We start from the raw sequence: 26121 nt of genomic DNA, 5'->3' as shown, positions 1-26121 counted from the left end.
CATAAATATAGTTATAATTCTAGTGTAAAACAAGTTTTATTGGTCGAATATTAGAATTATATGTCTTTTAATTGTCAAATTAATAGGCATATAATTAGCATTATACTTCTATTTACATTAAAGTAATGTTTAATTTAATTGTTATGTTATTTCTTATTCATAGATTTAAAGTGAACTAAAATTCTATTTTGATAAATCAATAGAACGCTATGACTTTTGGAGAACGTGTAACCATTTTGCGTAAGCAAAGAAAATTAAAGCAAACAGAACTTGGAGATCTTATAGGTACAAGCGGAGATATTGTGAGTAAATATGAGCGGGATACTATAACGCCATCAATAGATGTTGCATCCAAGATGGCCAAAGCGCTTAATGTTTCTCTGGATCATCTTATTAATGGGATACCTAAAGATATCGATGATCTAAACGAAATTCCTGTGCAATTAAAACAGTTTGATAACCTGCTGCCGGAAGATAAAGCGCATGTAGTTGCAGTTATTGAAGCCTTTAGTACAAAGGCAAAGTTGCAATCCCTGATTGGATAAAAAAGCTCCCGCATTTAGCGAGAGCCTTTACACCAAACAATCCGTAAGGTAACCACACCTTTGGCCGGAGACTATTTAACGGCGGACTAACCGCCTTCTTTTTCAACTGCTGCCTGACTCACACCGCTCATCACTGTACCGGCAACAGCCAAGTAACCGGCTACTTTGATAATGATCGCCGGAATTGCCGGAATCCCCATCAGAGCGCCACTTATCGCGGTCAGGATCAAGCCTATATTGCGCACCTTACTAAAAAAAGGGGGTGTTGATGCAGAGAGACGTTGTATAAGTTTCATACACGCTTTTTAGAAGTTAAAAGATCTGGCCATGACGACCAATTTATTTATTATACTCCACCAGGTGCCGCCGGTATACCGGAAATACTCACCAACGCCAGGGCATTGAAAGCCCCGTTTTTAAGGCTGTACAGCGCTCCGTTAACCTGCTGATAGAATTCTACGCCGAGAGCAAGAAACAGCGGTTTTGTGCTGTTGGCTGTCACATTCACGGATAGATTCATCACAGCCGTTGGGGTGGCATCGATGGCCAGTTCAGCGCTTGCAGCATTGCCGTTGACAAAAGTTTCGGCCTCGAAATCGATCTCCGCACCGGCAGCCAGAATTTTAAAATGGGTGGCACCACCTGGCGCCGCTACCATGTTAACAGGTATGAAGGCTGGAATATCAACTTTGAGAATGCCGGTCGCTCTGTCAATGGCCGCGGTATACGGTGCAAACAGGGTACCGGCCAGCCGCGCATTGATGTTGAACTCAAACCCACTCAGGAGCTCAGCCTCACCATCAATAACATTGCGTTGACCGCGAACACTCTTGGCATCGGCTTGAATTACCTTCAACATATCACGGGTTAGCCGGGACGTCAGATAACTATCACTGGCATTTAACAGCATAGCCCTGAAGGCAGTTCTCAGTAACTTACCGGCTTTACCGGCCCTGCCAAATTCCGCTCCATTCTCCCGTGTACGGACAAAGGCGGCATCATTAGCAATACGACTTCCATCCACACCACCTTTCCCACGGGCCAGATGGCCGGCCTTAGACTTATAAAAGGTAATGTTACCGATGGTCCCTTTCAAAGGGACGATTCCATTTTGTTTTGCCATTTGAAAACAATTTTAAGGAACGATAGGGGCTTTCACATAGCCAAGCCCGTTAGGCTCACATCTGCGCAGGATGCAGTAAATTTGCATTTAACCACACCAAACTAAGCCGGCATTTTAGCTCAACAAAATTTCCATTCCGATTATGCCGAATTCGCACATATTAATACCTAATCGCATAGTGATTTACGCAAAAGACATTAGGAATATTACCGGTAGGAGTGAGCGGACCGCCAGGAAGATGCTGCAGCAGATCCGCGAGGCCAACGGTAAAAAGAGGGGTGATCTGGTGACTGTAGTAGAGTTTTGCCAATTTACAGGAATAGAGGAGGGGCTAGTCACTCAGTTTCTCATGTATTGATACTCCCGGTTCCCAACCTGTATTAAACGTATATAGGTTACTGTTATATTGTAGGAATATATTTTAGCCTTATTTATGCTGATTTAGCAAGGGTTTTCGTATCTTTGTAAGGAGTTTAAGTTCTTACAAATCCAATTAAAATAAGCTAATCCAAAAGGATACAAAAAAGGATACAGTACCTTTTTAATACCATGTAAGCGGCGGTTTATAAGCCTTTGATATAGTCCCAAGGGGATCACCAAGTAGGACAGGTTGCTAATTCTAGCAACCTGTCCTGTTTCATTTCAAGCAAATGCCCGTCCGGCCTACATATCAATTCAACCACTTCATTGATCTTATTGGTTCGATAACCATTTTCTTCAAAAGTTATTTTTTCAAGATAGATCGAACCAATGATTTGTTGCTGTACAGATAAAGTAGCGTTTTTGTAGAACTGTGGCAGATCTCGCAATACTTGTGTTGCATCCATGACATACTGCATCAAGTTGTCGCTAACTTTCAGTAACTCCTGTTTTTTGCTTAATAGCTTTTGTATTTCCGGTTCATAGCGATTTTTAATCTCGCGGTAGTCGGATGAACTTATTTCTTTGTCTAAATATCCCAAGTCCATGGTGTAAAGTGGAATATCGTTAATGCTTATTTCTTAATTAATAATTGTATATTTAATCTGATGTGCCTTTAATTTTTTAACCCTCAAAACTGTTATCCCATGCACGAATCAGCCAACATTGTTTATTAGCAAGTAATTATAGTTTGAACTATCCATTCACTTCTGGTATCCCCCCAGATATCAGCTATCTATTGATTTTTAAATCCTACATTATGAGATCATCCCTTATTTTAGTTACTGCCTTTATTATCTGTATTTTTCTGGTATTTACTTCCTGCCGCAAACAATCGGAAGGACCCGGCTTAGTGGCTCAACAAATGCCGTTGATTGAAAATGGACGGCTTGTTTTCAGTTCACATACTGCGTATTATAATTACATTGATAAAGCGGCAACGTCTTCTTTATCAGATGACCGGGAAGGGTTTCAATCACTTCTATCAGCCTTTCGGCGGGATTATTCCAGTAGCGCAACGGGGACGTCCGAAACGATAACAGACCTGCTCAATTTCAACTTTCCTCCAGGTTTTCTGTATGCTTTGAATTCAAAGGGAGAAGTAAAAATTGGCGATGAAATCATCTGGTATCATCATGGAAGGAAGTATTTTATTCCGGCTGCTCAGGAAGCGGAACTGAATGCTATCAAACAGCAGCCTTCTGCTATTAACAAATCTCTTGCTACCGACCTGGTAAAGATTAAAAGTAAGGTACAGACGGAAACGATCAACATCGGTATGAATAACCTTGATGCGAGGCAACAGCGGGAATTTGGAATAAATGGTTCAGGAAGTATTAATGCTCGCAGGAAATATGTGCATGAAATAGTTTCTTTCTTTGATGGTTATTATCTGGGCAACCCTATCACCTGGACGGCTTATGCTTACCTCCGGATAAAGCTTGAAAAATTGCCCTTACTTGGTTGGCTGCCTGCCGGAGATTACAGAGAGATTACCGTGAATGTGAATGGCAGCGCGTTGATAGTTGACCCCGAACTTCCGCTGCAAGGCTCTTATCTAGTAGGGCCTAGTTTTAATTTAAGTAATGTGAGCACTATTGTCAATAGTGATTATGTGCTAACACTGGCAAGGTTTTCCGGCACGAGACGTTTATCAGATAATAGTTACTGGAGTTTTACGATAAATGGTTCTATTTATCACCATGTACAGGGTGATCTTATCACGAATGCCTGGACGAATGAGGGGTATCCTTTATGGTGAGGTTTGTAAATTTATGTTGATTTGGGTAGCAGGGAATTGCGGTATTAGAGCCACATAGATCGTAAGGTTTATGTGGCTTTTAAGATATCTTTTGCACTGGTATCATCATTGTTTTTGTTTTTATAACCCCAGTTTCGTAAAGCAAGGTTCTTTGAAGTAAACTATTTTAATAGTATTAGGTCAGCCAATAACTTTAAATTTTTGAGGAAATGGTTCGAGAATTGTCCGACCGGGATCACCATCAGGAGTAAAAGTAAATACTCTGACGTAATTAAAACCTTGTAGAAGCTGATTCTACAAGGTTTTTTTGTTTTTAGTGGTAAAGTTGTGAAAAGATAGATAAGGATAGAAAAGTGAGCGTTGAGGTTAGCAGGATAATTATTAAATTGTGCTAACCGTCACCGGTCTTGAATGTTATACTGTATTGCGTTTGATCAATGTTAAGTGATGTCAGGATAAGTGAAGTTGAAACAATTTTGGTTAACTTAAAACAAGTGTTGGACAGGACATGTCGGTTTTTCTATTCTTTTCTGGCTTAACAAAAGCCGCTCTAAAAACAACAAACCCGCTGTTTACCTTCGCCTTAGCGTTGGCGACAAACGTGTAGAACTTTCCACGTATCAATATGTAGCCCCCGAATCATGGAACACGGCTACTCAATCCGTAAAAGGAAATCCCGAAGAAACGCAAGCAATTAACCGGCGGTTGGTGACCCTGAAAGCCAATCTACACAGACATTACAGCCATTTAGTTGCATCTGGTAAACGGATAACAGCGCAATCCGTGAAAAATTCCTTTTCAGGAATTACGGAACACTCGCGGACATTATGCGAAGTGATCCATTTACCATACACTTTTTCAAATAGTTGTTGAAGGATACTTTTATCTTCGGTTAAAATTTCGCCAATTCCACATGAATCTTTGAATCACCTCGCACCATGTGAATGAACAATTCAACTCCAGAAAATGGAAAAAGTCCAAATAACCACTGTCACCTAAATGGGGTACTTACAGTTTGGCATTTACTCCTTTTTTATATAACTGTAACTTTTGATAGATCGATGACGCGTAGGCCTTTAAGCGCAGCATAGGTTAGCTTATCCATCGTTGCGCCGTCAAAGCAGGTGGTTTTGATAGCGATGTATGATTTATTTGTCAGGGAAAAAGGCAGCGTGAATGATACGTTCCTGAGTGTCGCTCCTCTAAACGATACGTCTTTCAGTGCAGACTTGTCGAACTTGACACCGATGAAGGTCTGCCCGTCAAAACAGATCCCTTGCAGATCACAATAATTGAAATCAACGCCGTTAAAAATACAGTTCTCAAAGATTGTTTTTCTGAGGTCGGTCTTGGTTAGATTGACATCGATCAGGGTTACATCTATGAACTTCGCACCTTGTCCCGACATGTTCAGGGTGGTGCGTACAAGGATGGATTTACGGAAGCTTGCATCCGTAAGGTCAGTGACGGAAAAGTCACAGTCTGTCAGATTGGCGCCGTCAAAATTGGCTTCCCGCGCATCAAGGACTTCAAATGAACTACCGGTTAAGTCAGCGCCTGCAAAGTTGGCTCCGCGCAACGAGCTCACTTTGAATTTTCCTTTGTGTAAAATAACGCCTGCGAAGTCACTCTTTTGCAGATCGATCGCAGTGAGGTCTATCCGCACTTGCCGCTCCAGGGAACGTGAGAGATTGTCGACCTCCTTTGCCGGTTGCTTAACGAAAGATTCAACAGGTGACATTTCATTGGACGCAGCTTGTGCGCTTTCTGAAAAATAATTAAGGTCAACACCCAGCATCTCCGCAAGACGGTTAAAAGTAGTGATATCTGGCATTGATTCTCCACGTTCCCATTTCCCAACTGCCTGGGGGCTAATAAATAGATGTTGAGCAAGCCGCGCCTGAGACATACCTATCGCCTTTCGTGCCTTGGCAATTTTGCCACCGATTATCTTGGTATCCATATATAATATCTTTTTATTTTTTCGATACTGCAAAGATATTCTGCTTCATTCCCAGAACCAACAAAAAAGTGGAACCTATTAGTTGTAATTGCACTACTTACTGTTACTATTTAAATTTAACAACCTGTAGTATATGACAGGATTGATCAGCGGTTTACCATTTTTCGCATCAAAAGATGGTATGGATGATAAATCAGGCTATTTCAGCCAGGTTTCGGGGCGATTGAGTTTTATAACGTTATCTTATTAATTTATCTTAATAAAAGAAGCCAGTACCTGGAGAGGCACTGGCTTTTCTGTATCGGGTTCTGTATTTGTCTTTATTGTTTAATGATCTTCGTTATATTCACTTCCTTTACTCCATTCTTAATCCTCATTATATAAACACCTGGAGATAATGCAGAAATATCAAGCTGCATGTTAACCGCGCTCACTTCACGACGCAATACCAGGTGGCCATTCACATCAAACATACTTACTTCTGATTTTCCTGTGAGACCTGTAAGGTTAATGTTCACTACATTATTGGCAGGGTTCGGGTATACATCTACTTTTTGCACTTTGCTGGTAATAAGATCATTTCCGCGGCTGGCAGTACCTAATTGTACCCGTAATGTATAACAGGAGGTAGCACTGTTGGCCCCATTGTAACCATATACCTGTGCATAATAAGTACCCGGACTAACAGTTCTGCTAATGCTTTCACTGGTGGTGCCACCTGCCTGTGAAATAGCGATCTGTGTACCTGCGCTGTTCAGCAGTTTCAGGTCATAATCGGCAGGCAACGTGCCCAATGTTATAGTAATAGTACCTCTGGTAGTGATCACAAATTTATAATTGTCAATATCACCACTTGGGCTGATGAGACCAGTAACATCGGTATTAAATGGAATGGTTGCGGCACCGGCAATTGTTCCATTGGTGGAAACATCCAATGGACTTGCACAACCTGTTGCCGTTAAGGTAGTGAATTGTGCAGCAGCATATGTACCGCTACCACCTGAACAATTTGTTCTTACTCTCCAATCATATAATGTGGCCGATGTTAATCCGCTTAAACTAACAGATGTGGAAGTGGTTCCGGATGCGGCATTGATCCATGTAGTGGATGAATTAAGTTTATAATCTACATCATAACTCAAGGCACCGCTTACGGCTGTCCAGCTAACAGTAGCCCCGGTAGCTGTTACAGCTGAACTGGTTAATCCAGTGGGTGCACCACAAGTGACTAATGGTGTGGTAGTAAATTGTGCAGCTGAATAAGAACTGCTGTCGCTGGCGCAATTAGTTCTTAGCCTGTAATCATAAGTAGTTCCTGGTGTAAGACCAGTTAGGCCCAAAGAAGTAGCTGTTGTTCCTGTTGCAGCATTGATCCATGTGGAAGATACGGTAGGTTTATAATCCACATTATATGATACAGCGCCGCTTACTGCCGTCCATCCTACAGTAGCCGATGTAGTAGCAATAGCGGAAGCAGTTAACCCGGTCGGAGAAGCACAGGATGAACCGGATGTAATAGTGAAGTTGGTATTGGAAATATCAAAGAAAATATTTCCTACAGCTTCTACTTTTATTCTTGCTGTTGTAGTGGGTGTATTAGGAATAGTCACCACCTCACTGCCGTCATTAGGTGTGCTGGCCAGTAATGGGCTGAATGTAGTGCCTCCGTCTGTAGAGAGGGATATTTTTACATTGGCACAACTAACAGGTGCCGCTGTTGTATTCGCTACGCTCCATGTTATAGTTTGTGATGAATTGCCGGCCCATGATACAGCGGTATTAGGAGCAGTCACGGCAAAAGGCCCTGATGAATTGCTGACGGTTACGGTCATATCCGCAAAATTGGTCTGCCCGATAGTTACAGGTGCTGTAGAACTATAAGGAGCATTATCCCTTACAGTTAATCGGAAGCCCAAAGTTCTTGAAACGGAACTCAATGCTTCTGTATTGGCTCCCGCACTGCCACCTGGCAATGGACCGGACACTAAACCGCCTGCAAGAATGGTCGCCATTTTGGGAAAATATCTTGTTGGTGATGTGGTGGGGGAAAATGATATCCAGTTGGGGCCGGATGCTTTGGTAGGGCTGGCCACACTACTGGTTCCTGTTTGTGATGAGGAAGCATTATCATTTTGTTCCCAGCAATAAGTCAGCACATTACCGGCAGTGGCATCAGTAGCTGAACCAGTAAGTGCAAACGGGGTGCTGATAGGAATAGTAAAATTACCACCGGCATTGACAACAGGTGTTGCGTTATTTATACCGATAGTTATGGGGCAAGTCTTGCCTGAAAGATTAGACTGTATTTGTGCAATGGAAGCGGCATGATAAATATCAATAGAATGTGGAGCAATGTTCTGGGCGGTAATACCGGCATAACCCATAATAGTTATACCTGAACCGGGTTCCACATTAACGCCTGTGCCTTCATTGCTCATGGAGAAAGTATGGTTAGCCCCGAACTGATGCCCTACTTCATGCACTACATAATCGATATCGAAGTTATCTCCCTGTGGAATAGCATCAGCAGGAGAAGTAAAGCCACTTCCTTTTTGATTGTCAACACAAATGCAACCTATACAACCGGCGTTACCGCCACCGCCAGATGCGCCAAACAGGTGGCCAATATCATAATTTGCTTCACCAATCACACTCGTCAGTGTACTCTGTAACTCGCCGTTCCACGCTCCACCAGCGCCCGTGCTGGCGTCGGAATATGGATCTGTTGAAGGATTATAATAGAACACATTGGTAGTTGCCGCGATCAGGTTAAGATGGATAGCCAGGTCTTTTTCATAAACACCGTTGCAACGGGTAAGCGTAGCATTAACAGCCGCCAGCACCAATGCAACCTGTGAAGCGCTTGTGGCCCCAAAATAATTAGAGTATTCGGCAGTAACTGATTGAGCCAGCCGCATTGTTTTTGCATCGCCGGTTGACCTTGCAGTATTGTTAGGTAACTGGTTACCTATATTAGTTGCCAATTTTTGCTCCGGCGTAGAGCACTTCCATGGTAAAGTCTTCCGTTGTTTTTTGAATACAGTGTAAACAGTGTGGTCAGCAGAATAAGGTTCAATAAATTCATTGTCCTTTTCCGTACGGAAGACCATTGCCTGTATCCCCTGGGGAGAAATGCTCAGCTTTACGGTGGCATGTTTATCCGTAATGCCTTTTCCTGAGAATGCCCTTATTTCCGGAAACCGAGCCTGCAATGCAGGCTCGAAATTGGAGGCTTCTATAATTTCGAACTGTTCAATTTGTCCGTCTGCATTGGGCAGAGAGATAATTGTTGAATGTGCTGACGCATTACCGACAATTCTGAATACTTCATTCCGCAAAGGAGCTAAATTCAGGTCAAATAATTTGAAGTCAGTCGGAAATGCAAGCCGGGCTATGGCTTTGTCGGTAGTAATCCTGGCGCCATCTGTGTGTGGTCTCCAGTAATCCTGGGCAAACAATACAGTGCTGCACAACAATGCTGTTGCGAAGAGTAAAACTTTTCTCATTTGTAGTTTAGGTTAAATGGTGAAAAATGGTTATTTCTATAAATGTAGTTTGACTCCCTGCGATTGTACTTGTACTGACAATACCCATACACCATGGGCTATAAAATATTTGACTTATAGTGTGGAAAGGAAAAAATCTGTTTGTTAGGTATAGATGGCTTTTTGCTTACTACTTGTAGCCAAAATAAATAACAACGAAGGTGGTTACACAGGGGGATTGTACCGGGGCGGAAAACGCAGCCCGGAATGTCAAAAAAGGGGAATAATCACAACTAATCGGGAATTCCGTTAATAACCTTCGCCATGTTTTGACTGCATCTTTGTATTGTTAACAAAAACAAAAACTTCAAAATCAAACAAAATGGAAAATCAAGCAAATCAAGCGCTGGGACAGGTTGAGCGCCTATGTACATAATGGGAGGCTTTATCCCGATAACAATAAAATAGAAAACTCCGTCAGGTCGGTTGCACTGGGCCGAAAAAATTACCTGTTCGCCGGATCTCACAAAGCTGCAAAGCGATCTGCTATGCTGTATAGTCCGCTCGGCACCTGCAAAATGCATCAAATTAACTCCTACAAATGGTTACAAAGTATCCTGTCCGCTATTGTAGATCGTCCTGTTAATAAAATCCACGAACTCATTCCTCATGACTGGATCACAATAAAAAAATAATTACTCCCTCCTTTCTAAATTAGATGCTCGCAAATGCAATCGCCATCCCGGCGCCAGGGTTGAAAAAATCCTATAAAAAAACAAATATTATTTTTTTGGCGGTGATGGCATTTTTGGAGGGAGTTGCGCGTATTGATACATCAAATTAATTTTCCCATTTTTATCAAACCGCCATGTTTCCTGCAGTTCCTTGGCTGTCTTTTTTCCTTTGGAATCTGTTGAATGCTCCCGGGTCCATATCAATACCCAATCTTCTTTTCTATCCTTGCTTCTGAGAGGTGCCCAGGCATGAATAGAATCAACGACACTGCCCATCTGCCCTCTCATCTTTTTAGCAACAACAAAAAGACTGTCCCTGCTGCCGGCAAACATAGTACCATCGGAAAAATACATTGTGTCAATGTCTGCGAAAGAACTCTTTGAATTGTCAAGTGTGTTGTTGTCCCAGTTTTGGTACAATTCGAGAAGTATTTGTGCTTTTTTTGCATCGCCGATCTCAAAATCAGAAGAATAGCCAGGCGTGTAAGGATATGTCAGGCTTTCTTGTTTTGCCGAATCGGAATCGGATATCTTCACAGCTTCCGTTTTTGATTTGTCGGTGCTGGAGGTGCAGGCTACTAAAAAAGTAATCGCTGCAAAAAGGTAAATCTTTCTCATAAAAGTAGTTTCTAAATTTTAAATAATGAATAAAGTCAAAGACGACGGCGGAGAAGGTGGAGGGATGAGGATTCAATACCTTATTCTAAGATAAGAATTTTTATGGATAAATTGGTCAAATTTACCGACCATGTCATTGGTTGTCAATATTTTTAATATATGGAATGTGTTCAAATCCTCATAAAGCCAGTTCGATAATTGTTCAATCCGGTTCACAGAAAAGCCATATTAGGCTACTTCCCTTGTTTTGGGCCTATTTCAGAGCACGCTGACGCATTATTTTGTGCATTTTTACATCTATACCTGGGGCAAGTATTCTACACTTTAAATTTCAAACCGGGCAAACCAAATAAACAAAAAGAATGCTTGGTTCACTTGCGCTACTATTCAGATATTTCCTTCATCGCCAATCGAACGAATGACCCGCGCAGGATTTCCTCCGGCAAGGGTATTCGGTGGAACGTCTTTGGTGACTACCGAACCCGCAGCCACAACCGAGTTTTCGCCTACCGTTACCCCGCCGATGATCGTTGCACCGGCTGCGATCCAGACGTTTCTCTCAATCACGATGGGCTTTCCGATTGTGGCGGCGCGGCGCTGTGAAGGATCAAGGGGATGGCCCGTCGTGATGATGCTCACGTTCGGCCCGATCATCACATCGTCTGCGATGTCAAGCCCGCCAAGGTCATAGAAAGTGCAGTTCTGATTTACGAAGACATTATGCCCGACACGGATTTCGTTCCCGCCGGCAGTATAGAATGGCGGGATTAGTAAAAAGCTCTCGTCTACCTTTTTACCAATGAGTTCACTAAACAGAGCACGAATTTCGTCTGCATCGTTGAACGTCAAACGGTTAAGCATGGCGGTGATTGCCATTGCTCGTTTGACGTTTGCCAACATGGCCGCTGATTCCGGCGTCCTTCTGTAAATTATCTTGGTACGATCGTCATTCATCATTCGTTATTTTCATCAGCCTACAGTTGGGCGTGCGTTTCAGCGCACAAGGATAGCACCAGGACTCGCTAAGTGTAGCCACGAAGCAGAAGGGCCGAAATCCACAAATCCCGAAATTGAAACTGAGGCATTACTTGTTTTTCATGGAAGTAAAGTTAGTAACAGAAGTCCTGAAAAAAATAATATTTTTCAAATTGAAACACTACCCTTATTTGGAAGGGGTAAATATTTTCTGTACAAGTCAAATAGTCATCGCACCTGAATTTGAATGGAAAGTGAGCCATTCAGACAAGTAAATTGAGCCATAGAAGAAAACGGTCATAGCGCACAAAGCTGATCTTTGTGTCATTAATCAATAAAACAGCAGCAATGACAACAATAAAAAAAATAGCGTTGGGCAAAAATGGACCACTCGTGTCTAAACTCGGATTAGGCTGTATGCGGATGTCGTCTGTTTGGGGAGGCGCGGTGAATGATGAAAGTGAAAGTATTGCTACCATTCAGATGGCATTGGACAGCGGCATTAACTTTCTGAATACAGGCGACTTTTACGGTAGCGGCCACAATGAGCTGCTTGTAGGCAAAGCCATCAAAGGTAGAAGGGACGCCGCCTTCATAAGTGTTAAGTTTGGTGCGATCTTTTATGGTGGTCAGTGGCTTGGGTTGGACCTGCGCCCCATAGCCATCAAGAACTTCATCAATTATTCTTTGGTACGTCTGGGTATAGATACCATTGATCTTTATCAACCGTGCAGACTCGATAACAGTGTTCCGGTGGAAGATGTGATCGGAACTGTCGCCGACCTGATCAAAGAAGGAAAGGTGCGTTATCTCGGCGTTTCTGAAATAACCGCAGATCAACTGCGCAAGGCGAATAGTGTTCATCCCGTAACAGCATTGGAAATAGGTTATTCATTGGCAGATCGCCAGATAGAAAGTGACCTGCTTCCTACGGCTAAAGAGATGGGTATAGGCGTTGTAGCTTTTGCCAATACGGCCGAAGGGCTACTCACCGGTGAGATGAAAGCGCCTCTTCCGGTTAATGACTACCATCATCACTTCTCGCGTTTTCAAGGAGAGAATCTGATAAAGAATCTGGAAAAAATCGGAGTATTAAAGCAAATGGCAAAGGAGAAAGGATATACGCCAGCACAACTGGCAATCGCATGGGTGAATGCGCAGGGAGATCATATCATGCCATTAGTAAGCATGAGCCGGAGATCACGACTACCAGAAAACATGCAGGCCATGGGGATTGAGTTCACACCTGATGAGTTAAATACACTTAATACGCATTTTTCGCCGGGTGCGATACTTGGAGGTACATACCTGCAGCGGTAGTGGGATTGCACATAAGCTCCACCAGTTTTATAACTTTACATAATGACGAATCACACTGAAATAATTCCGGGGGTCATCTTTTTCTCTTATTTCTCGGCCATGAGAAAGGAGAAGGTTGCATTCATGGAGCATAATACGCTGGTATTGCAGGTTTCAGGCCAATTTACATTGGAAACTGCCAAACAAAGGATCTCAATGGGTCGCGGCGAAATGTTGCTGATACAAAAAAATCAATTGGGAGAAATTACCAAGACTCCTTTGGACGGTGAGGAGTATCAAACCATTGTCATTAGTCTGAAAGAAGACTTACTCCGGAAGATCGCCCTTGAGGAGCAAATAGAGATAGGGCAAAAATACACAGGTCCTTCTAACATTCTTATCCCGGGGAGCGATTTTTTGCATGCTTTCTTTCAATCCGTGCTTCCGTATGTTCGTCATCCGGAAAAAAAAATAACCAATGCGGTGGGTATGCTTAAAGTAAAAGAGGCTGTATATCTCCTCCTGGATACCATGCCCGGGCTCCAGAAATTCTTGTTCGACTTTTCTGATCCTTATAAGATGGATTTGGGAAAATTCATGCTTAGTAATTTTCATTACAACATTCCCGTTGAAAAATTTGCACGGCTCACGGGAAGAAGCCTTACCGGGTTCAAACGTGATTTCCAAAAAATATTCGGGATGGCGCCCCGGCAGTGGTTATTGGAAAGGCGGCTGGAGGAAGCCCGGCATCTTATAGAAAAAAAGAACAAAAAACCATCTTCCATTTATCTTGACTTAGGATTTGAAAGCCTCTCTCATTTCTCGCATTCTTTTAAGAAGAAATTCGGCAAGGCACCCACCGAATGGCTAGTTTAGGGCGGCGTCAGATTAAAGGCAAATGATACAGGGGATAAACAAATCCTCACCGGGCCTTCTGCATTTGTTCGATGGCGATCCATCCTTCCGGTGTGATGCCCATAATCTCGGTGGCAACGCCCAGCGTTTGTTCTCCTGCCAATTAACAGCAACCAACGTTTTAACGGTTACCTCAAAGAGGTTGCGGACATCTGCTGAATTAATAAGAACCTCACTACACATACTGCCCGTCATACATTCGCTACTACGGTAACATTGGCAAATGGCGTACCGTTCGAAATCGTAAGCGCAATGTTGGGTCATAAATCCATCCGGACAACGCAGATCTATGCAAAGATTGTAGCCAGTAAAGTCAGTGTTGACGTGAAGACGTTAAAGGGCGCATTTAATCTTTCCTTGCCTGATTTCCTGCTTTACAATACCGCTGCTTAATATCAAATTATCAAGACAGGTGCGCTAAAAGGCGCATCTGTCTTGATAATCAATGCCTTAACAAAACGTTAACATCATAAATTAATCCAAAATCATTTATTGCAGACCTTGTTGATACCCGGAGTATCATTTTGCCCCGTTCATGTGAATCTTTATGACTAACCATTAGTCAACCAAAACAATCTATATAAGCGCTCATTCTAAAACCACCTATATATGCAGCAGCATTACCAGTTATCTTTTTTCGAAAAACTTATTCGTGTTGACCTCAAACAAGCATCCCTTAAACAAAAACAACCCGATAAAAATTTCTTCTCCTACACTACAACCGACGTTATCAGTCAAAAGGACAACATGTTACACGGCTTCGGAAAGTACCTCTATGATCTTGGCAATAAAAAGCAGGTTGGCTGGTATATCCAGATGCACCAGCATCAGTTGGTTTTATTAATGGATCAAACGGCAGGCTATCTCTCAGAAGCAGATATTATAAGCATTAATATGCTATCACCCGAAATTACCTGGATTAACCTTTACAAAATCATATACAGAAACCTGGCTGAACTGTTATCTTTCCTGGAGCGTGAATTTACACGTTATCTCGATGTAGACTGTAAAATCCCCGTTTCCTATTTGCTTTCAGCGCAAAACGGATTTGTACAGGAAGTGGAAACCATAAAAGAAGACTTTGTAAAAGCTGGCACTGATGAGGAATTATTAGCAATAGTATTTCTACCATTTCATGAATTTTTAGAGGCAGAACATATAGGCTGTTTTATAAGCTACCACCAGCTTTTCTATTTAAGAGAATTGCAGAAGAAACTGCGCACGTTGCTGGGCAACCATAGAGCCGGTCTTGATCTTACAGAAAAACTTAAAGACCTGTTGCAATATCTGAACTTTAACAGCGTACACTATTTTCGTTACTGGACAGAGATTGTCAACCGGGAAATTGAAGAATTACCTACTATCAGGGAGAAGTTGGATCGACTGATTTTTATGCAAAAGAGAATAAGTCAGGCAGCTATTAAACCTGGCTTTATTTTTAGCAAATTACATTCTACACTACAGGGTCAGTTGCAGTCATGGCTATCAGACGAAATTGTTTATCAGAAGGAGAAGGAATCGCTTTTGAGTGGTGGCAATATTCCCGATGAATTGAGCCGCTGGAAAGACTTTAAAGTACAAACCGTTTTTTCTGTATCACAACTCGGAAATATTATCAGGTTATTATTGGATAGCGGCCTATATCTGAATAAGAACAAAACTGAACTATTGGACTTCTTTTCCTATTTTTTTACAACAGTTAAGCAGGATAGCGTTTCCTCAGGCAGTTTACGCAGCAATTTTTATAAAGACAACGCAGCAGTATCCAAAGCAGTTCGGGAGATTTTAATGGGACTGGTCAACCATTCGCATAAAGGCATGAATGTAGCAGTTTATTTTGCCCTGAATTACTTTCTCCAACAATTCTGATCCCCCGAACAGAGCGACTTAGTTATATTAGTAAAACAATTATATAAAATTAATAATTTAATTATCAATTAGTTACAGGGGGTACCGTTACCCCCGTGACTGTTCTTGTATTGATAATATTTTTTCTTTTGCTGCCATATCAAACAAAACCAAATCTTATGGCAGCAGAAATCCTCACTCGTGAAGACCTGGCAGTTTTCAAAAAGGAATTATTCCATGAATTGCGCGATTTAATGAATGCGCCGACCGCACAACCCCGTAAGTGGTTCAAATCCTATGAGGTCCGCGACATGCTGGGTATTTCATCTGGCACTCTTCAAAACATGCGCATTAACGGTACACTTTCCTACACTAAAATCGGTGGCTTAATCTTTTACGATTACAACGACATCATTAAGCTGATGGAAAGTACAAAGAAAACCGTTAAGCCTTCCTGATGCCTGCGCCATCAACCCAAACTAATTACATAAGGCACTTAAATGCCTTCTTCGCGCAGGTGCGGAAAGATGATCGTTTACACGCGCATCATATCAGCTTGTATATGGCATTGTTCCAGGTATGGAATCAATACCGTTTTCAAAACCCGTTTCCCATCCTGCGCGAAGAAGTCATGAGCCTGTCCTGCATTGGTTCTCGCAGCACTTACGTTGGTTGCCTGAAGCAGCTGCATATCTACCAGTACATCATCTATCAGCCGGCGAAGCACCCTTATGCATCCAGCCTGGTGACGATCATTACATTGACTGATTTTATTGCAGATCCTTCGGCAGAACAGCTCCTACTTTTCAGCGGTGCCATGTGGCCCAAAAGTGGGCCATGTAATCAGTACGAAACTGGGCCACACATGAGGCCCGAAAATGGGCCACGTACTAGGCCCAAATCTGGGCCATGCTCAGGCCCAAAAGTGGGCCACATTAATAATAAACATATAAACAATTTTAAACTGGGGGGAGAAAACATGCTCCCGCCCTCAAAAAAAAATGAAAAAAATGAAGTTAAAAAAGAGCAGTTCGATACGGGTGCACCCGGCACGGAAAATGCACCCGGCGCCGCGCGAATTCTCCCCGCCTTATCCGAGGTACAGGAATTTTTTAACGCCCACGTCTACCCGAAAGTGGAAGCAGACAAGTTTTTCCACCACTACCAGGCGAACGGATGGCGACAGGGCGCCAAAACGCTGATTATCGACTGGCAGGCAGCTGCCCATAAATGGGTATTGAATATTCATCCACAAAAACCTGAAAGCAATGACAAACACACCAAACCAAAGCCCGGAGCAGGAAGGCTCCACACCAACGAGGACAAAAGCTACTCAGACCCCCTATGATTACTACCAGCTGATACAACTCCTGGAAGAACGCGGGAAAACTGTTTACAGTCCTCACTTCAAAGTGGATGAAATAGACTGGCCTGTAGTCCTCAAATTGCTGGCTTACTTTCTCCGGGATGAACCGGTGGCCGCAGATGAAGGCATAGACCTTCACAAGGGTATCTTGCTTACTGGTAAGATTGGCTGCGGCAAAACCTCTCTGATTAATCTTATGCGCGCTCTATGCGCAGAAGCTTATAGGCCGCATATTGTTTCCTGCAGAGATATCAGTTTTGAATTTGGCAGGATTGGTTTTGATATTATCGGCAGATACGGCAACAATGCTTTTTTCCCTTATTCCAGTATTCCAAAAGTGCATTGCTTCGATGATTTGGGGTTGGAAACCAATATGAATTTCTGGGGAAACAATTGTAACGTCATGGCCGAAATACTGCTCTCACGCTACGATCTGCTGATTTCAAATAAAATGCTCACACATGTTACAACGAACCTTAACAGCCAGGAACTGGAAGACTTGTACGGCAACCGGCTACGAAGCAGAATGAGAGCCATGTTCAACCTAATTGCGTTTGACCAATCAACCACGGATAAGAGACGCTAACAAACCTTCACTTAATAAATCTGTTATGTATCCTTCATTTGTATCACTGACTGGCAGCGATGCCCACAGTACCCGTTTGCTTACTGTTTGTGGACAGGAATATAAGGCGCATGATTACGACAGATAGTCCGGGTAGTTGCTCGCTTCATCTAAAAGAGAGGATATTATCCAATAAGTTACTAAAATATGCAATAGGAAAGACTGTATCCATATGAATATATATAATTCACCAAGGCAAGCCATACATGTTCACTATTGAAGAGTTTGACCATTTAGTTCAACCCGATCTGGTTTTCGTGTAGTTACTCAAAGTAACTTCCGAGTTGTTGTGCTGCATTTCTTTTCATAAATTTAAAAATACCTTTAGTGCCTTTAAAAACGATGACTAATACTTTACCCAGCCTCAAAAATCACAAAATGGAAAAATATCGCAAGCCTGACAAGTTTTATACAGATCGTTACGACCGCTTTACAATTCAGGAACTGAAGATGCTTGAAGCAAAAGAGTCAACAGAACTACAGGAAGTGACAGATTCGCACGATAGGTGTAAAATAGAGATTCAACATTGCATGGATTTCAAGTCATTTAAAAATACAGCTATATCTAGAGCTAGGAACCGTGAAGCTACGATCCGGGAATGGATGACGGCTGATGAGCATCAGGATCGGTTGGTGGCAACGCATCCCTTGCCCACAAACATAACCTGCGATTCCTGCGGAGCTCCCATGCGGTTCTGTCTCCATTTCTTTGACGTGGAATCAATTCCTTTACTGTTTGTATTCGAATGTCCTGCCAGCCATGCGCCTCGAAAAGTAATCTACCCAAATGGTCGTGAGTTCTTTTTTCCCTGGCCAACCTGTGGGCAATGCGGCTATGAAGTAACTCGGGAAAGCTATAAGGAAAATGACGTTCTATATACGACTACTACCTGCCCCATGTGTGGGAGTGTGAAAAACGATGAACTCAATCTAAACGCTATACAAAGGCCGGAACTACCAGTCACTGAAGATGACCGGCAGAAATACTGCCTGTCTTTTTTCAATGGGAGGACCTTCTACGAAGACCTTGAAGCACTGGCAAATCTGTTTGATTCGATTGAGGAGGAACAAAAGGAACAACTGCTCAAAGAACACTATGAGGTAGATAAGATCGAAAAACTCACTATTCCCGCCCTTGAAAACCGTCTGCAAAAAGCAATTGAAAGCACCGGTTTCATCAAATTCTTCTTCGCCCAACCAGAGATGAAAACTTGGGCCGTCGTTCCCTTCAACATCCAGGACCCAACAGATCGCAACGATAAAAAAAGCATCAAGGCTGCTACAATCTGTATTCAACAAAGCCTTTATCTCACCAACTGGCGCCTTGTTGGAGGTATTGATTATCGGCTTGGTTGCCTCACTGGTAAACTTAAAGCGTATGAACGCGAAGAAGACCTTATCAAGTTAGCTAAAGATATCAAGGAAAGTAAAAAATAGTCGTGATGCTATTTATAATTCCGATGGTATGGATTTCATTAATTCCAAGAATAAAGAAGAGAACTTTAGGGGATGCTCGCGGTTACTTACGGATAATTGCCTAAATTTAGTTGGTTTAAAATATTATGCACGATCCAATATAATATATTCCAATGAAGAGATTGGCCTCAAGCTACCCTGAAGACGCCTATGAAATGGTCCGTAATGATAAATTGGATGTGGGTGAGTTTTTAGCGCTTATCCTTTTTGATGACCTTTATTACAAGAAAATATGCGAAAAGCTTGCAACTTACCATAAGTATAAATATAAGTGCACGCATCCTGTGGTTGCAGACTTTTGTATCCCAAGAGCTGAGTACGACGGTAAAAACGGGCTAGTAAAATTAGAGTATACAGCTATCTTTACGTTTGATAAAGACGAAGAGGATGGCTATGAAGAAGAAATTCAAGAGGAGGAATCCAAGGAAGTGGAATTTTATACCAACATCAGCTTCACTATTGATACTAATTTGAAGCAGGTAGTTTTTTGGTTCCCACTTTTTTCATGACAGTCGGATACCTTAAATTGATTTTGATAAACCAAAATCTATCGATTGCCTCAAACTATCACCAACTTTTAATGTGTGTTCATCGTACATCTGTTACTTTTTTGCGTAGCTTATTACCTGACGCATCATAGGTATATTCTACATAACCTTTACCCCACATGGCAATACTATCGGGAAGATTCAAATGATTATACCTGCTTATAGTCAGCAGCTTGTATCGTTTAGCCTTTTCTTTATGCTGGTCAATCTGCCAGCAGCATCATAGGCCATCATGGTCAGCACGGTCGTTTGCGGGGTAGGGCCACAGCGTTGGTTTTTATGGCGTAAATACGTGCTTAATACTTTCTCGTTAAAGTCATACAGCGTAGTTATGGTTCGAATCCAGTCGGATTTTGATAGCAATAAAGCATTTAAAAATAGAGCGAAAGGTGTTAAGGATTATCGCTTCTTGGGGTTTGAGTATACCGGAGCTTAATCTTTTTTGACTTGGATCTTATTTTTACAATAGATGTTTCCTTATTTATTACTTCTGTCAAGTTAACTATGTAAAGATCCAAAGGCTCTAGGATGAGATAACCCAACGTGATTTCTTTGTCAAAGAGTTTTATCTGTTCCAGTTTAGTAGATTCTGCTTCAAATTGAGCGCCTTTTTGTATGGTTAACAATAGATCGAGAGGTGAGTCCTTTATTATTTCCCATTCTAATTCCTCGTCCCAATCTTGAACATAGTGACCCTCATTTGCAAATTGAACGAGTTTAAATGCATTATCAAATTCCTCACTGCTATACTCTCCGATATTTATAAATCTTACATTGTAAAGTTTTTCTATTTTTTTGAGGCATTCAAAAAAAGCAATATTTGACTCCAGCGAGTCTGTTGGGAAATTGGAATTTCTTGGCTTTAATAGTATTCCATTACTAACATTTGGAAGAAAAACTGTAACTGCATTTCCTTTGGCTAAGTTTAAGCACAACTTATAAGACGCAATCGCATCATTCACGTTATTAAACGCAGGGGACTGGGTAAACTTAAAAGTAGCATTAATTGTTTCATCTTCATCAGCAAGGACATTGACGCAGGCTTGGAGTGTATAAGTACAATTTTTAAAGCTTGATATAATCTCCAATGAATTTTGGGTCGTGTACAATTTGTATTCTACATTTTCAAATTCTGATCCATCTTCAAATAGTAAGCTGACAGTTCCTTCTCTTTTAGGTATCGATCGAATTTGCAATTGATAATCACCCAAATTATCGGTTATTATATTCACGTCGTTTAACAGTAACTTGAAACTTTCAAGTTGATTGCCCTCAATACACAGCTGACCAAGTTTTTTCTCGTGAATAAATTCGTAGAAGGATTTTATAAACTGTTTATCATTCTTAAATTGCAATTTGAGCCTGCCATTGGAGAGGTCTCGCAAACTTTTAACAGATGAGATCTTGAACCGGTCTCCAACTGTTTTGAGGTCGACGGCTAAATCATTCTTTGCAAAAAATTTACCCAGTGTTTCTACAGATACGTCGCCGTTTGAAAAATCAGTACTTATTCGGTCTTTAATGTTATCATATAGCTTTTCAACAAAGGGTTCTCCTTTAAAGTTTAAATACTGGATGCCCATCCGAACGAGGTAGTCAATTTTATGTTGTTTGAGCCCCGGAGCAATCAAAAACATTTCCTTTCTATTAGTTCCTAGCGCCTCGGTAATTTCTTTGAACATATTGCTGATATTATCGTCTTCCATATCATATCCAATAAAAACAATGGATTTATTAGATATCCGTTCTTTGATCAATGTCCAGATTAGATTCCCTTGCGTGTTTTTGCGAAAGAATTCTGCGTAGTCGGTCTTCGTGATTACAATTGTATCAGGATGATTTATATCGCCATGTAACTTTATCAACTCAACTCTGTCATCCCGATAAGAAACATCTTTCTCGAAAATGATTGGGTATATTATCTGTTTATAAGCAAGCTCAAATAAATGATCATAATTGGTAGTCACAATAGTCTTTAAATGAGGAATCTTGGCAAGCACTTCATGCCATTTCGTAGATTGTGGAGCTTTATTAAGCTCTTTTCTAAGAAGCGCAACTAGTGAATTTCTGCTTCCTGCTTTAAGCCTTACATATTGTTCTGTTAAATCTGCAAGGAACAAGTTTTCAGAAATTTCAGCCTTCTCTGCCGGTGACAAAGATTGATAGATTGTGGAAGATAGTTGTTTTCCATTAGGGTAACCTGCATAAAGAGAGAACCCAGAACCAATCCATAAAACAACATCTTCTTTTCTTACAAGATCAAAAATTTTTTCAAGCTGCATTACATGGGTTATTATACGTAAAATTTATTACTGCCACTTGCCGGCCATTACGCACTTATCACTGTCGCTAGGCCACAAGCTTTTACAAGTGGAATTTACTAAAAATAAGTGAATACCGAATTGCAATATATCCATTTCTTAATACATGTTCGCATGTTACCAAATAGTCAGATTGAATTACGGTATCTCTGAAATAAAACCCTGTTCCATGAAAAAAATATTTTTCTCCCGCTTGTTTATAAAGAGCTACGGTGGATTGCTCTAAGTGTTCATCATAAGCATTAAACTGGGCACTGCATTTAATTCCTATGGATATTATTAATACAAGTAGGGGAAATTTCATAGTGATATATTTGGAGTTAATGTATTATAGTGTCCTGATTTTCTGGCTCTAAAGAGCCTTTAATTTTTCCATCCGAATATTCTAATGTTATCGGATCACAAAATGCGTATGTATAAAGATCTAAGTTATGTTTCTTAAGACCATCTGCACCTTCAGGATGGTTCTCATATAGCTGCCTATTATGTTTACCAGTTTTGGGATCTATTTCTACCAATGAGATCGGCGAAGTGTGAGCTTTTTATGCAACTATAATAAGTCGTGGAGATCGTAGCCATCATTTTCATCGTTTAAAACAACTTCTTTACCATCCTTCACGTAAAGTAGTCTTAATATTCCCCTATCAGGTCCACTTTCTATCGCTCTCACTCCATCTAGCACACATAAGAAAGAGAAAACGCTCCCTTCAACCGCTCTTCTTATCACTTTAATCACATTTTCTTTATCTACATTACCTAAATTATTAAACCATTTAGACACTTCGACTAAATCCTTATGGGGTGACCGACCTGGAGGGCTTGTCAACACAGACCCTGTTCCATTAATAGTGCTTTCTACAACAAACTGCCTTACTAATTCAATAAATTCTTGCTTATCCATTTTTTATTATTTACTTAAATACTTTTACACAAAAGCCGCAGTTTTTTTTGCCTGCGGCTTTTGTGTAATTATATACCGCTGGTTTTTACTGCTAAAACATTAAGCTTCTTATTTGAACAATCATATAAAAATTCAACAGTACTTCCTCCACTATTAATATAATTTACTCCCGTAGCCGTGTTTACTACATTAAACGGAATGATATTTATAAAAAACTTTCCATTCTTAATACGCAATGGAACTATCCTAATGAGCATTAACGAATTTTTCTTTTTCAATCTATTTTGAACTTTAAAAACATCAAGCACCTCGATATTATAAGCCCCCATATGTCGAGGAATACTTTCAGTAGTTATATTATTTTCTTCTAATAACAACGTCTGTAGGTGCTCTGATGAGAGTCGTGAACAATAATAACTCAATGCTTGATAATATATATTTGTGGAATCTTTTGATTCCGTGTTGTCTGCACTCTGCCCAAATGCCAAACAAGAGACAAGTAATAAAAGAGACGTTATCCAATATCTTTTTTTCATGAGCTTTTATTTCTTTATACCAATACTAAAAAACTGTTGGAATGAAAATGTAGCTACTGTTCCTCCAGCATTATATATATACACTGTTTTATTCCCTTGTGCTAAAACATAACTATTGCCTGTGGCGCCCTCCACATTTTCTATTGCATTCGGTATATCACTGTAATGGCGGTAGTGCCCTGATTGATACTGCAACTGAGCTCAGGTCTGCCTCTTTTGTTTCAAACAGTAAAAGCCACAAGAAACGCCTGTGGCTTTTCTGTTTATTGAGTTAAGAAATTAAGCTTCTTCACGAGGACTGCCATCATAATTATAATCTTCCAATGTCGAATCCAATACTACCTCATTTACCCAATCGACGAAACTATTATTTGTAACTGCAGGAGAAGTATCATGTTGATAAATATAGTGTGTTTCAAAAAAGACTATTGGGCAAGAATCATTTTCTATAATTCTCGTATCAAAACAATAGTAATTACCTCCACCATCTGGGGAAAAAGGGACCAAGTAATTAGGCATTGGAACTTGTACACCCCGATGCTCATACTTATAAATTTCCCCCAAAGTATTTGGGTTTTTATCATCAAAATAAATCCCATAAACTTCAGTCCCCATAAGACTAAATCCATTAATTTCTGATATGAACAACTTAAAATCTTCGGGTAATTTAACTCCAAATTCTTCTTCGAATTTAGAAACTCTATTGTCAATAATTGGCTCCCCCAAAACAGCAGCCATTGGAGAAAATTTATTTATTTCATTTATAATGTTAAATATATCTTCTTTCATTTTATATTACCCTAGTAGGAAATTCATCGTTTCAATAAACTTTCTTTGCTTTATTAAAATCCGTCCTATTTATCTGTAATGCTTGTCTTTATTTTGGGGAGAATGCCTTTTAAAAGTAACATCTCGTCTGTAGCATTATACATATCTCGCTCGATTATCTGCTTATCATATATTTTAATAAGTTCGTCCAAATCTGGATTATTATTAAGCTTTGCGGCAATGATACCCTTAAGTATACGGTAATTGTCGTTTTGTGTATGAACTTTATATTCATCCGGTTTTGTGTTGATAATCTTGTCAACCATTCCTACAGTCGCATACTTCAAACAATAAGGTAATGCTACTTCTTTAAATTGCTTTAATAGCTGTTCAGCGACGAGGAGAATATGCTTTTCATCGAATACATGCAAGTCAAGGCTTTTATTACGGTTCTCGTACAAACCGTTTGGGTTGGCTAATATCCCTGCAATACTATTTCCAATAGTTATAAAATCCGTATCTGTTTTTATTTCAGTATTCAGTGTGATTTCTTTATAATATTTCTCTATTTCCTTTATACCAACCCATATATACGGCTCAATCAAAAAAACCTTTGCACCAGTTTTAAGAACTGTCCTGTTATAGATAAGGAACTGGTACACAAAAATGGTACCGCTGGTCCGTCTGATAAACCCTTGCTCTTTATAAGAGGGTCCAAAGTCAAACGCCCTCAACTCATTTGTAAGTAGGTCAATGATTTTCCGTAATACTTCTTTCTGTGTCATTTTTAGTAATTCTTTATTGTACTGTAAAAGCCATGGTTTTAGAGTCCCACCGATAAACGCCTGTTTGTATATTAGAAGGATCAACCTGTACACCTTTAAATCTTCCAGCATTTTTTCCTGATAAAATTCCTGCATCACCATCATTAAAAAATAGTTTCTGCCCGTTGCTTAATTTGCTGTTATTTACTTTCGATTCAAACATGCCAATTATTTTACCTTCTTTAACCACTACAAAGTCAGCTGTCATATTAGCACCATCCATCTTTACGTCTACTTGTTGTAATATTTCAGCTCCTGGAAACTGTTTTTCTAAAACTCCTTTAGTAAGTGCTTCTCCCGTTTTCCCTATATCATTGATGGAGGTCAAGTCGCCAAATACATTCTTAGCAAGCGCTCCTTCTTTTGTAAATGCTCCTTCCTTTATTGGGGATAATGCCATTGCAATATCAGTAGCTATATGTGCCCCAGTTGCGTAAGTGCTAAAGGTATTATTGCCAGCGTTAATATATTGTGATGCAACATTTACCCCGTAGTCTGCTGCATTCTGCGCCGTGGATTGGGATGTCATTCTCGCAAGTCCTTCAACTGTTTGAACAGGATGTGAAATTGCATTGAATACACCTTCAGCCATCCCACGAACAGATCCTCCCACGCCTATAAGTGATCCTAATAGCTTTGCAGATGTACCATTGGGATTCTGCAGCGTATTTTGAATCAGTGTATTATATAACCTGAAATCCAGCTCTTCTGCACCATCTAGATCAACATTCTTAACGGGATCATTAGCACAATATTGATAAGGCGATAAAGCATAAAATTTTTCGGTAATCGGATCAACACGAAAGAATCTTCCTATCTTTTGGTCATATTCTCTCATGCCATAGGCATACCATTCAAGACCGCTCTCATCAGAGAACTCTTTATTCTGTATTTCTTTTCCGAATAGTTTTATCCGATTCTCCGGATAATTCGTCCCTTTCAACGCGTTTGATGAAATCCCCGCCATCACCAACCCAAACGGATAGTAATGTGTCTCTTCCCACAACGGCCCGTCAGCATTTTCACTGATCGCCTCCCGTCAGCGACACATTTTTTTTCAAAGACCTGC

Annotated in this window: 27 protein-coding genes; 13 read left to right on the top strand and 14 right to left on the bottom strand. The window is 40.7% G+C overall.

Going from position 1 to position 26121, the window contains the following annotated elements; genetic code table 11:
• Nucleotides 1–209: 209 nt before the first annotated feature.
• Nucleotides 210–545, top strand: coding sequence for a helix-turn-helix domain-containing protein (locus CLV51_RS28515; protein WP_106531528.1), 336 nt, complete (start codon nt 210–212; stop codon nt 543–545).
• Between the two features lie 86 nt (nt 546–631).
• Here CLV51_RS28515 and CLV51_RS28510 read toward each other — a convergent pair whose 3' ends face one another.
• The 3 genes from CLV51_RS28510 to CLV51_RS28495 all read right to left on the bottom strand — a co-directional run bounded on the left by CLV51_RS28510 (nt 632) and on the right by CLV51_RS28495 (nt 2636).
• Nucleotides 632–841 (bottom strand): hypothetical protein, encoded by a 210-nt coding sequence (locus CLV51_RS28510; RefSeq protein ID WP_106531527.1) that lies wholly within the window; start codon nt 839–841, stop codon nt 632–634.
• A gap of 50 nt (nt 842–891) precedes the next feature.
• The gene (locus CLV51_RS28505) at nt 892–1641 is read right to left on the bottom strand and encodes a hypothetical protein (RefSeq protein ID WP_211302153.1); all 750 of its coding nucleotides are present in this window, start codon (nt 1639–1641) and stop codon (nt 892–894) included.
• 620 nt (nt 1642–2261) lie between these two features.
• Entirely contained in the window at nt 2262–2636 is a 375-nt protein-coding gene (locus CLV51_RS28495) for a hypothetical protein (RefSeq protein WP_106531524.1), read from the bottom strand.
• A 212-nt stretch (nt 2637–2848) separates the two neighbouring features.
• On the opposite strand from CLV51_RS28495, the gene CLV51_RS28490 reads away from it, so the two are divergent.
• Complete coding sequence (locus CLV51_RS28490; RefSeq protein ID WP_106531523.1) at nt 2849–3850, top strand: hypothetical protein; 1002 nt, start codon at nt 2849–2851, stop codon at nt 3848–3850.
• 522 nt (nt 3851–4372) lie between these two features.
• Complete coding sequence (locus tag CLV51_RS29995; RefSeq protein WP_106531522.1) at nt 4373–4723, top strand: Arm DNA-binding domain-containing protein; 351 nt, start codon at nt 4373–4375, stop codon at nt 4721–4723.
• Nucleotides 4724–4883: 160 nt separating this feature from the next.
• On the opposite strand, the gene CLV51_RS28480 is transcribed toward CLV51_RS29995, so the two are convergent.
• Together CLV51_RS28480 and CLV51_RS28475 are read right to left on the bottom strand one after the other, a co-directional pair.
• The gene (locus CLV51_RS28480) at nt 4884–5813 is read right to left on the bottom strand and encodes a pentapeptide repeat-containing protein (protein ID WP_106531521.1); all 930 of its coding nucleotides are present in this window, start codon (nt 5811–5813) and stop codon (nt 4884–4886) included.
• A 320-nt stretch (nt 5814–6133) separates the two neighbouring features.
• Nucleotides 6134–9319 (bottom strand): reprolysin-like metallopeptidase, encoded by a 3186-nt coding sequence (locus tag CLV51_RS28475; RefSeq protein ID WP_106531520.1) that lies wholly within the window; start codon nt 9317–9319, stop codon nt 6134–6136.
• 368 nt (nt 9320–9687) lie between these two features.
• Between CLV51_RS28475 and CLV51_RS29990 the strand changes: the two genes are divergently transcribed.
• A complete protein-coding gene (locus tag CLV51_RS29990) occupies nt 9688–9993 on the top strand; it encodes an IS66 family transposase (protein WP_425430502.1) in 306 nt (101 codons plus the stop codon).
• An 87-nt stretch (nt 9994–10080) separates the two neighbouring features.
• On the opposite strand, the gene CLV51_RS28465 is transcribed toward CLV51_RS29990, so the two are convergent.
• Both CLV51_RS28465 and CLV51_RS28460 read right to left on the bottom strand, forming a co-directional pair.
• Nucleotides 10081–10650: a hypothetical protein gene (locus CLV51_RS28465; protein ID WP_106531518.1), complete on the bottom strand. Its 570-nt coding sequence runs from the start codon at nt 10648–10650 to the stop codon at nt 10081–10083.
• Nucleotides 10651–11037: 387 nt separating this feature from the next.
• Nucleotides 11038–11607, bottom strand: a complete 570-nt coding sequence (locus tag CLV51_RS28460) for a sugar O-acetyltransferase (protein WP_106531517.1) — start codon at nt 11605–11607, stop codon at nt 11038–11040.
• Between the two features lie 366 nt (nt 11608–11973).
• On the opposite strand from CLV51_RS28460, the gene CLV51_RS28455 reads away from it, so the two are divergent.
• The 5 genes from CLV51_RS28455 to CLV51_RS28435 all read left to right on the top strand — a co-directional run bounded on the left by CLV51_RS28455 (nt 11974) and on the right by CLV51_RS28435 (nt 16145).
• Nucleotides 11974–12945: an aldo/keto reductase gene (locus CLV51_RS28455; RefSeq protein ID WP_106531516.1), complete on the top strand. Its 972-nt coding sequence runs from the start codon at nt 11974–11976 to the stop codon at nt 12943–12945.
• 99 nt (nt 12946–13044) lie between these two features.
• Nucleotides 13045–13800 carry a helix-turn-helix domain-containing protein gene (locus tag CLV51_RS28450; protein WP_245899001.1) on the top strand — a complete coding sequence of 252 codons (756 nt, stop codon included), beginning with the start codon at nt 13045–13047 and terminating at the stop codon, nt 13798–13800.
• Between the two features lie 198 nt (nt 13801–13998).
• Nucleotides 13999–14232 carry a tyrosine-type recombinase/integrase gene (locus tag CLV51_RS29845; protein ID WP_211302155.1) on the top strand — a complete coding sequence of 78 codons (234 nt, stop codon included), beginning with the start codon at nt 13999–14001 and terminating at the stop codon, nt 14230–14232.
• A gap of 216 nt (nt 14233–14448) precedes the next feature.
• Nucleotides 14449–15708, top strand: a complete 1260-nt coding sequence (locus CLV51_RS28440) for a hypothetical protein (protein WP_106531514.1) — start codon at nt 14449–14451, stop codon at nt 15706–15708.
• 158 nt (nt 15709–15866) lie between these two features.
• The gene (locus tag CLV51_RS28435; RefSeq protein WP_106531513.1) at nt 15867–16145 is read left to right on the top strand and encodes a helix-turn-helix domain-containing protein; all 279 of its coding nucleotides are present in this window, start codon (nt 15867–15869) and stop codon (nt 16143–16145) included.
• 77 nt (nt 16146–16222) lie between these two features.
• Here the strand turns inward: CLV51_RS28435 and CLV51_RS29290 are convergent, their stop codons facing one another.
• Nucleotides 16223–16414 (bottom strand): hypothetical protein, encoded by a 192-nt coding sequence (locus tag CLV51_RS29290; RefSeq protein WP_158267186.1) that lies wholly within the window; start codon nt 16412–16414, stop codon nt 16223–16225.
• Nucleotides 16415–16666: 252 nt separating this feature from the next.
• Here CLV51_RS29290 and CLV51_RS29285 point away from each other — a divergent pair, with 252 nt between their 5' ends.
• The 4 genes from CLV51_RS29285 (at nt 16667) to CLV51_RS28415 (ending at nt 19663) form a co-directional block, all read left to right on the top strand.
• Nucleotides 16667–17035, top strand: a complete 369-nt coding sequence (locus CLV51_RS29285) for a hypothetical protein (protein ID WP_158267185.1) — start codon at nt 16667–16669, stop codon at nt 17033–17035.
• Nucleotides 16956–17639 carry a P-loop NTPase family protein gene (locus tag CLV51_RS28425; protein ID WP_211302152.1) on the top strand — a complete coding sequence of 228 codons (684 nt, stop codon included), beginning with the start codon at nt 16956–16958 and terminating at the stop codon, nt 17637–17639. The genes CLV51_RS29285 and CLV51_RS28425 overlap by 80 nt, the downstream gene beginning before the upstream one ends.
• A 417-nt stretch (nt 17640–18056) precedes the next feature.
• Entirely contained in the window at nt 18057–19115 is a 1059-nt protein-coding gene (locus CLV51_RS28420) for a hypothetical protein (protein ID WP_106531511.1), read from the top strand.
• Between the two features lie 152 nt (nt 19116–19267).
• Nucleotides 19268–19663: a hypothetical protein gene (locus CLV51_RS28415; protein ID WP_106531510.1), complete on the top strand. Its 396-nt coding sequence runs from the start codon at nt 19268–19270 to the stop codon at nt 19661–19663.
• Between the two features lie 431 nt (nt 19664–20094).
• On the opposite strand, the gene CLV51_RS28410 is transcribed toward CLV51_RS28415, so the two are convergent.
• From CLV51_RS28410 to CLV51_RS28370, 6 genes are all read right to left on the bottom strand, one after another.
• Entirely contained in the window at nt 20095–21984 is a 1890-nt protein-coding gene (locus tag CLV51_RS28410) for an SIR2 family NAD-dependent protein deacylase (protein ID WP_106531509.1), read from the bottom strand.
• 589 nt (nt 21985–22573) lie between these two features.
• Nucleotides 22574–22924, bottom strand: coding sequence for a hypothetical protein (locus CLV51_RS28395; protein ID WP_106531506.1), 351 nt, complete (start codon nt 22922–22924; stop codon nt 22574–22576).
• 68 nt (nt 22925–22992) lie between these two features.
• Nucleotides 22993–23460 carry a hypothetical protein gene (locus tag CLV51_RS28390; protein ID WP_106531505.1) on the bottom strand — a complete coding sequence of 156 codons (468 nt, stop codon included), beginning with the start codon at nt 23458–23460 and terminating at the stop codon, nt 22993–22995.
• A gap of 279 nt (nt 23461–23739) precedes the next feature.
• Nucleotides 23740–24249 (bottom strand): SMI1/KNR4 family protein, encoded by a 510-nt coding sequence (locus CLV51_RS28380; protein ID WP_106531503.1) that lies wholly within the window; start codon nt 24247–24249, stop codon nt 23740–23742.
• A gap of 65 nt (nt 24250–24314) precedes the next feature.
• The gene (locus CLV51_RS28375) at nt 24315–25013 is read right to left on the bottom strand and encodes a hypothetical protein (RefSeq protein ID WP_106531502.1); all 699 of its coding nucleotides are present in this window, start codon (nt 25011–25013) and stop codon (nt 24315–24317) included.
• Nucleotides 25014–25026: 13 nt separating this feature from the next.
• A complete protein-coding gene (locus CLV51_RS28370; RefSeq protein ID WP_245898999.1) occupies nt 25027–26058 on the bottom strand; it encodes an RHS repeat-associated core domain-containing protein in 1032 nt (343 codons plus the stop codon).
• Between the last annotated feature and the right edge of the window lie 63 nt (nt 26059–26121).

The sequence above is a fragment of the Chitinophaga niastensis genome, from assembly GCF_003014755.1.
In the GTDB taxonomy this organism is placed as follows: domain Bacteria; phylum Bacteroidota; class Bacteroidia; order Chitinophagales; family Chitinophagaceae; genus Chitinophaga; species Chitinophaga niastensis.
The sequence above is the reverse complement of the archived record's forward strand: the minus strand, read 5'-3'. Positions and strand labels throughout refer to the sequence as shown.

Bases quoted from the DNA above. Each gene is read 5' to 3' on its own strand.
- CLV51_RS28515 (WP_106531528.1), top strand. From the start codon at position 210: ATGACTTTTGGAGAACGTGTAACCATTTTGCGTAAGCAAAGAAAATTA.
- CLV51_RS28510 (WP_106531527.1), bottom strand. From the start codon at position 841: ATGAAACTTATACAACGTCTCTCTGCATCAACACCCCCTTTTTTTAGT.
- CLV51_RS28495 (WP_106531524.1), bottom strand. From the start codon at position 2,636: ATGGACTTGGGATATTTAGACAAAGAAATAAGTTCATCCGACTACCGC.
- CLV51_RS28490 (WP_106531523.1), top strand. From the start codon at position 2,849: ATGAGATCATCCCTTATTTTAGTTACTGCCTTTATTATCTGTATTTTT.
- CLV51_RS28480 (WP_106531521.1), bottom strand. From the start codon at position 5,813: ATGGATACCAAGATAATCGGTGGCAAAATTGCCAAGGCACGAAAGGCG.
- CLV51_RS28475 (WP_106531520.1), bottom strand. From the start codon at position 9,319: ATGAGAAAAGTTTTACTCTTCGCAACAGCATTGTTGTGCAGCACTGTA.
- CLV51_RS28465 (WP_106531518.1), bottom strand. From the start codon at position 10,650: ATGAGAAAGATTTACCTTTTTGCAGCGATTACTTTTTTAGTAGCCTGC.
- CLV51_RS28460 (WP_106531517.1), bottom strand. From the start codon at position 11,607: ATGATGAATGACGATCGTACCAAGATAATTTACAGAAGGACGCCGGAA.
- CLV51_RS28455 (WP_106531516.1), top strand. From the start codon at position 11,974: ATGACAACAATAAAAAAAATAGCGTTGGGCAAAAATGGACCACTCGTG.
- CLV51_RS28450 (WP_245899001.1), top strand. From the start codon at position 13,045: ATGAGAAAGGAGAAGGTTGCATTCATGGAGCATAATACGCTGGTATTG.
- CLV51_RS28440 (WP_106531514.1), top strand. From the start codon at position 14,449: ATGCAGCAGCATTACCAGTTATCTTTTTTCGAAAAACTTATTCGTGTT.
- CLV51_RS28435 (WP_106531513.1), top strand. From the start codon at position 15,867: ATGGCAGCAGAAATCCTCACTCGTGAAGACCTGGCAGTTTTCAAAAAG.
- CLV51_RS29285 (WP_158267185.1), top strand. From the start codon at position 16,667: ATGCTCCCGCCCTCAAAAAAAAATGAAAAAAATGAAGTTAAAAAAGAG.
- CLV51_RS28425 (WP_211302152.1), top strand. From the start codon at position 16,956: ATGACAAACACACCAAACCAAAGCCCGGAGCAGGAAGGCTCCACACCA.
- CLV51_RS28420 (WP_106531511.1), top strand. From the start codon at position 18,057: ATGGAAAAATATCGCAAGCCTGACAAGTTTTATACAGATCGTTACGAC.
- CLV51_RS28415 (WP_106531510.1), top strand. From the start codon at position 19,268: ATGAAGAGATTGGCCTCAAGCTACCCTGAAGACGCCTATGAAATGGTC.
- CLV51_RS28410 (WP_106531509.1), bottom strand. From the start codon at position 21,984: ATGCAGCTTGAAAAAATTTTTGATCTTGTAAGAAAAGAAGATGTTGTT.
- CLV51_RS28395 (WP_106531506.1), bottom strand. From the start codon at position 22,924: ATGGATAAGCAAGAATTTATTGAATTAGTAAGGCAGTTTGTTGTAGAA.
- CLV51_RS28390 (WP_106531505.1), bottom strand. From the start codon at position 23,460: ATGAAAAAAAGATATTGGATAACGTCTCTTTTATTACTTGTCTCTTGT.
- CLV51_RS28380 (WP_106531503.1), bottom strand. From the start codon at position 24,249: ATGAAAGAAGATATATTTAACATTATAAATGAAATAAATAAATTTTCT.
- CLV51_RS28375 (WP_106531502.1), bottom strand. From the start codon at position 25,013: ATGACACAGAAAGAAGTATTACGGAAAATCATTGACCTACTTACAAAT.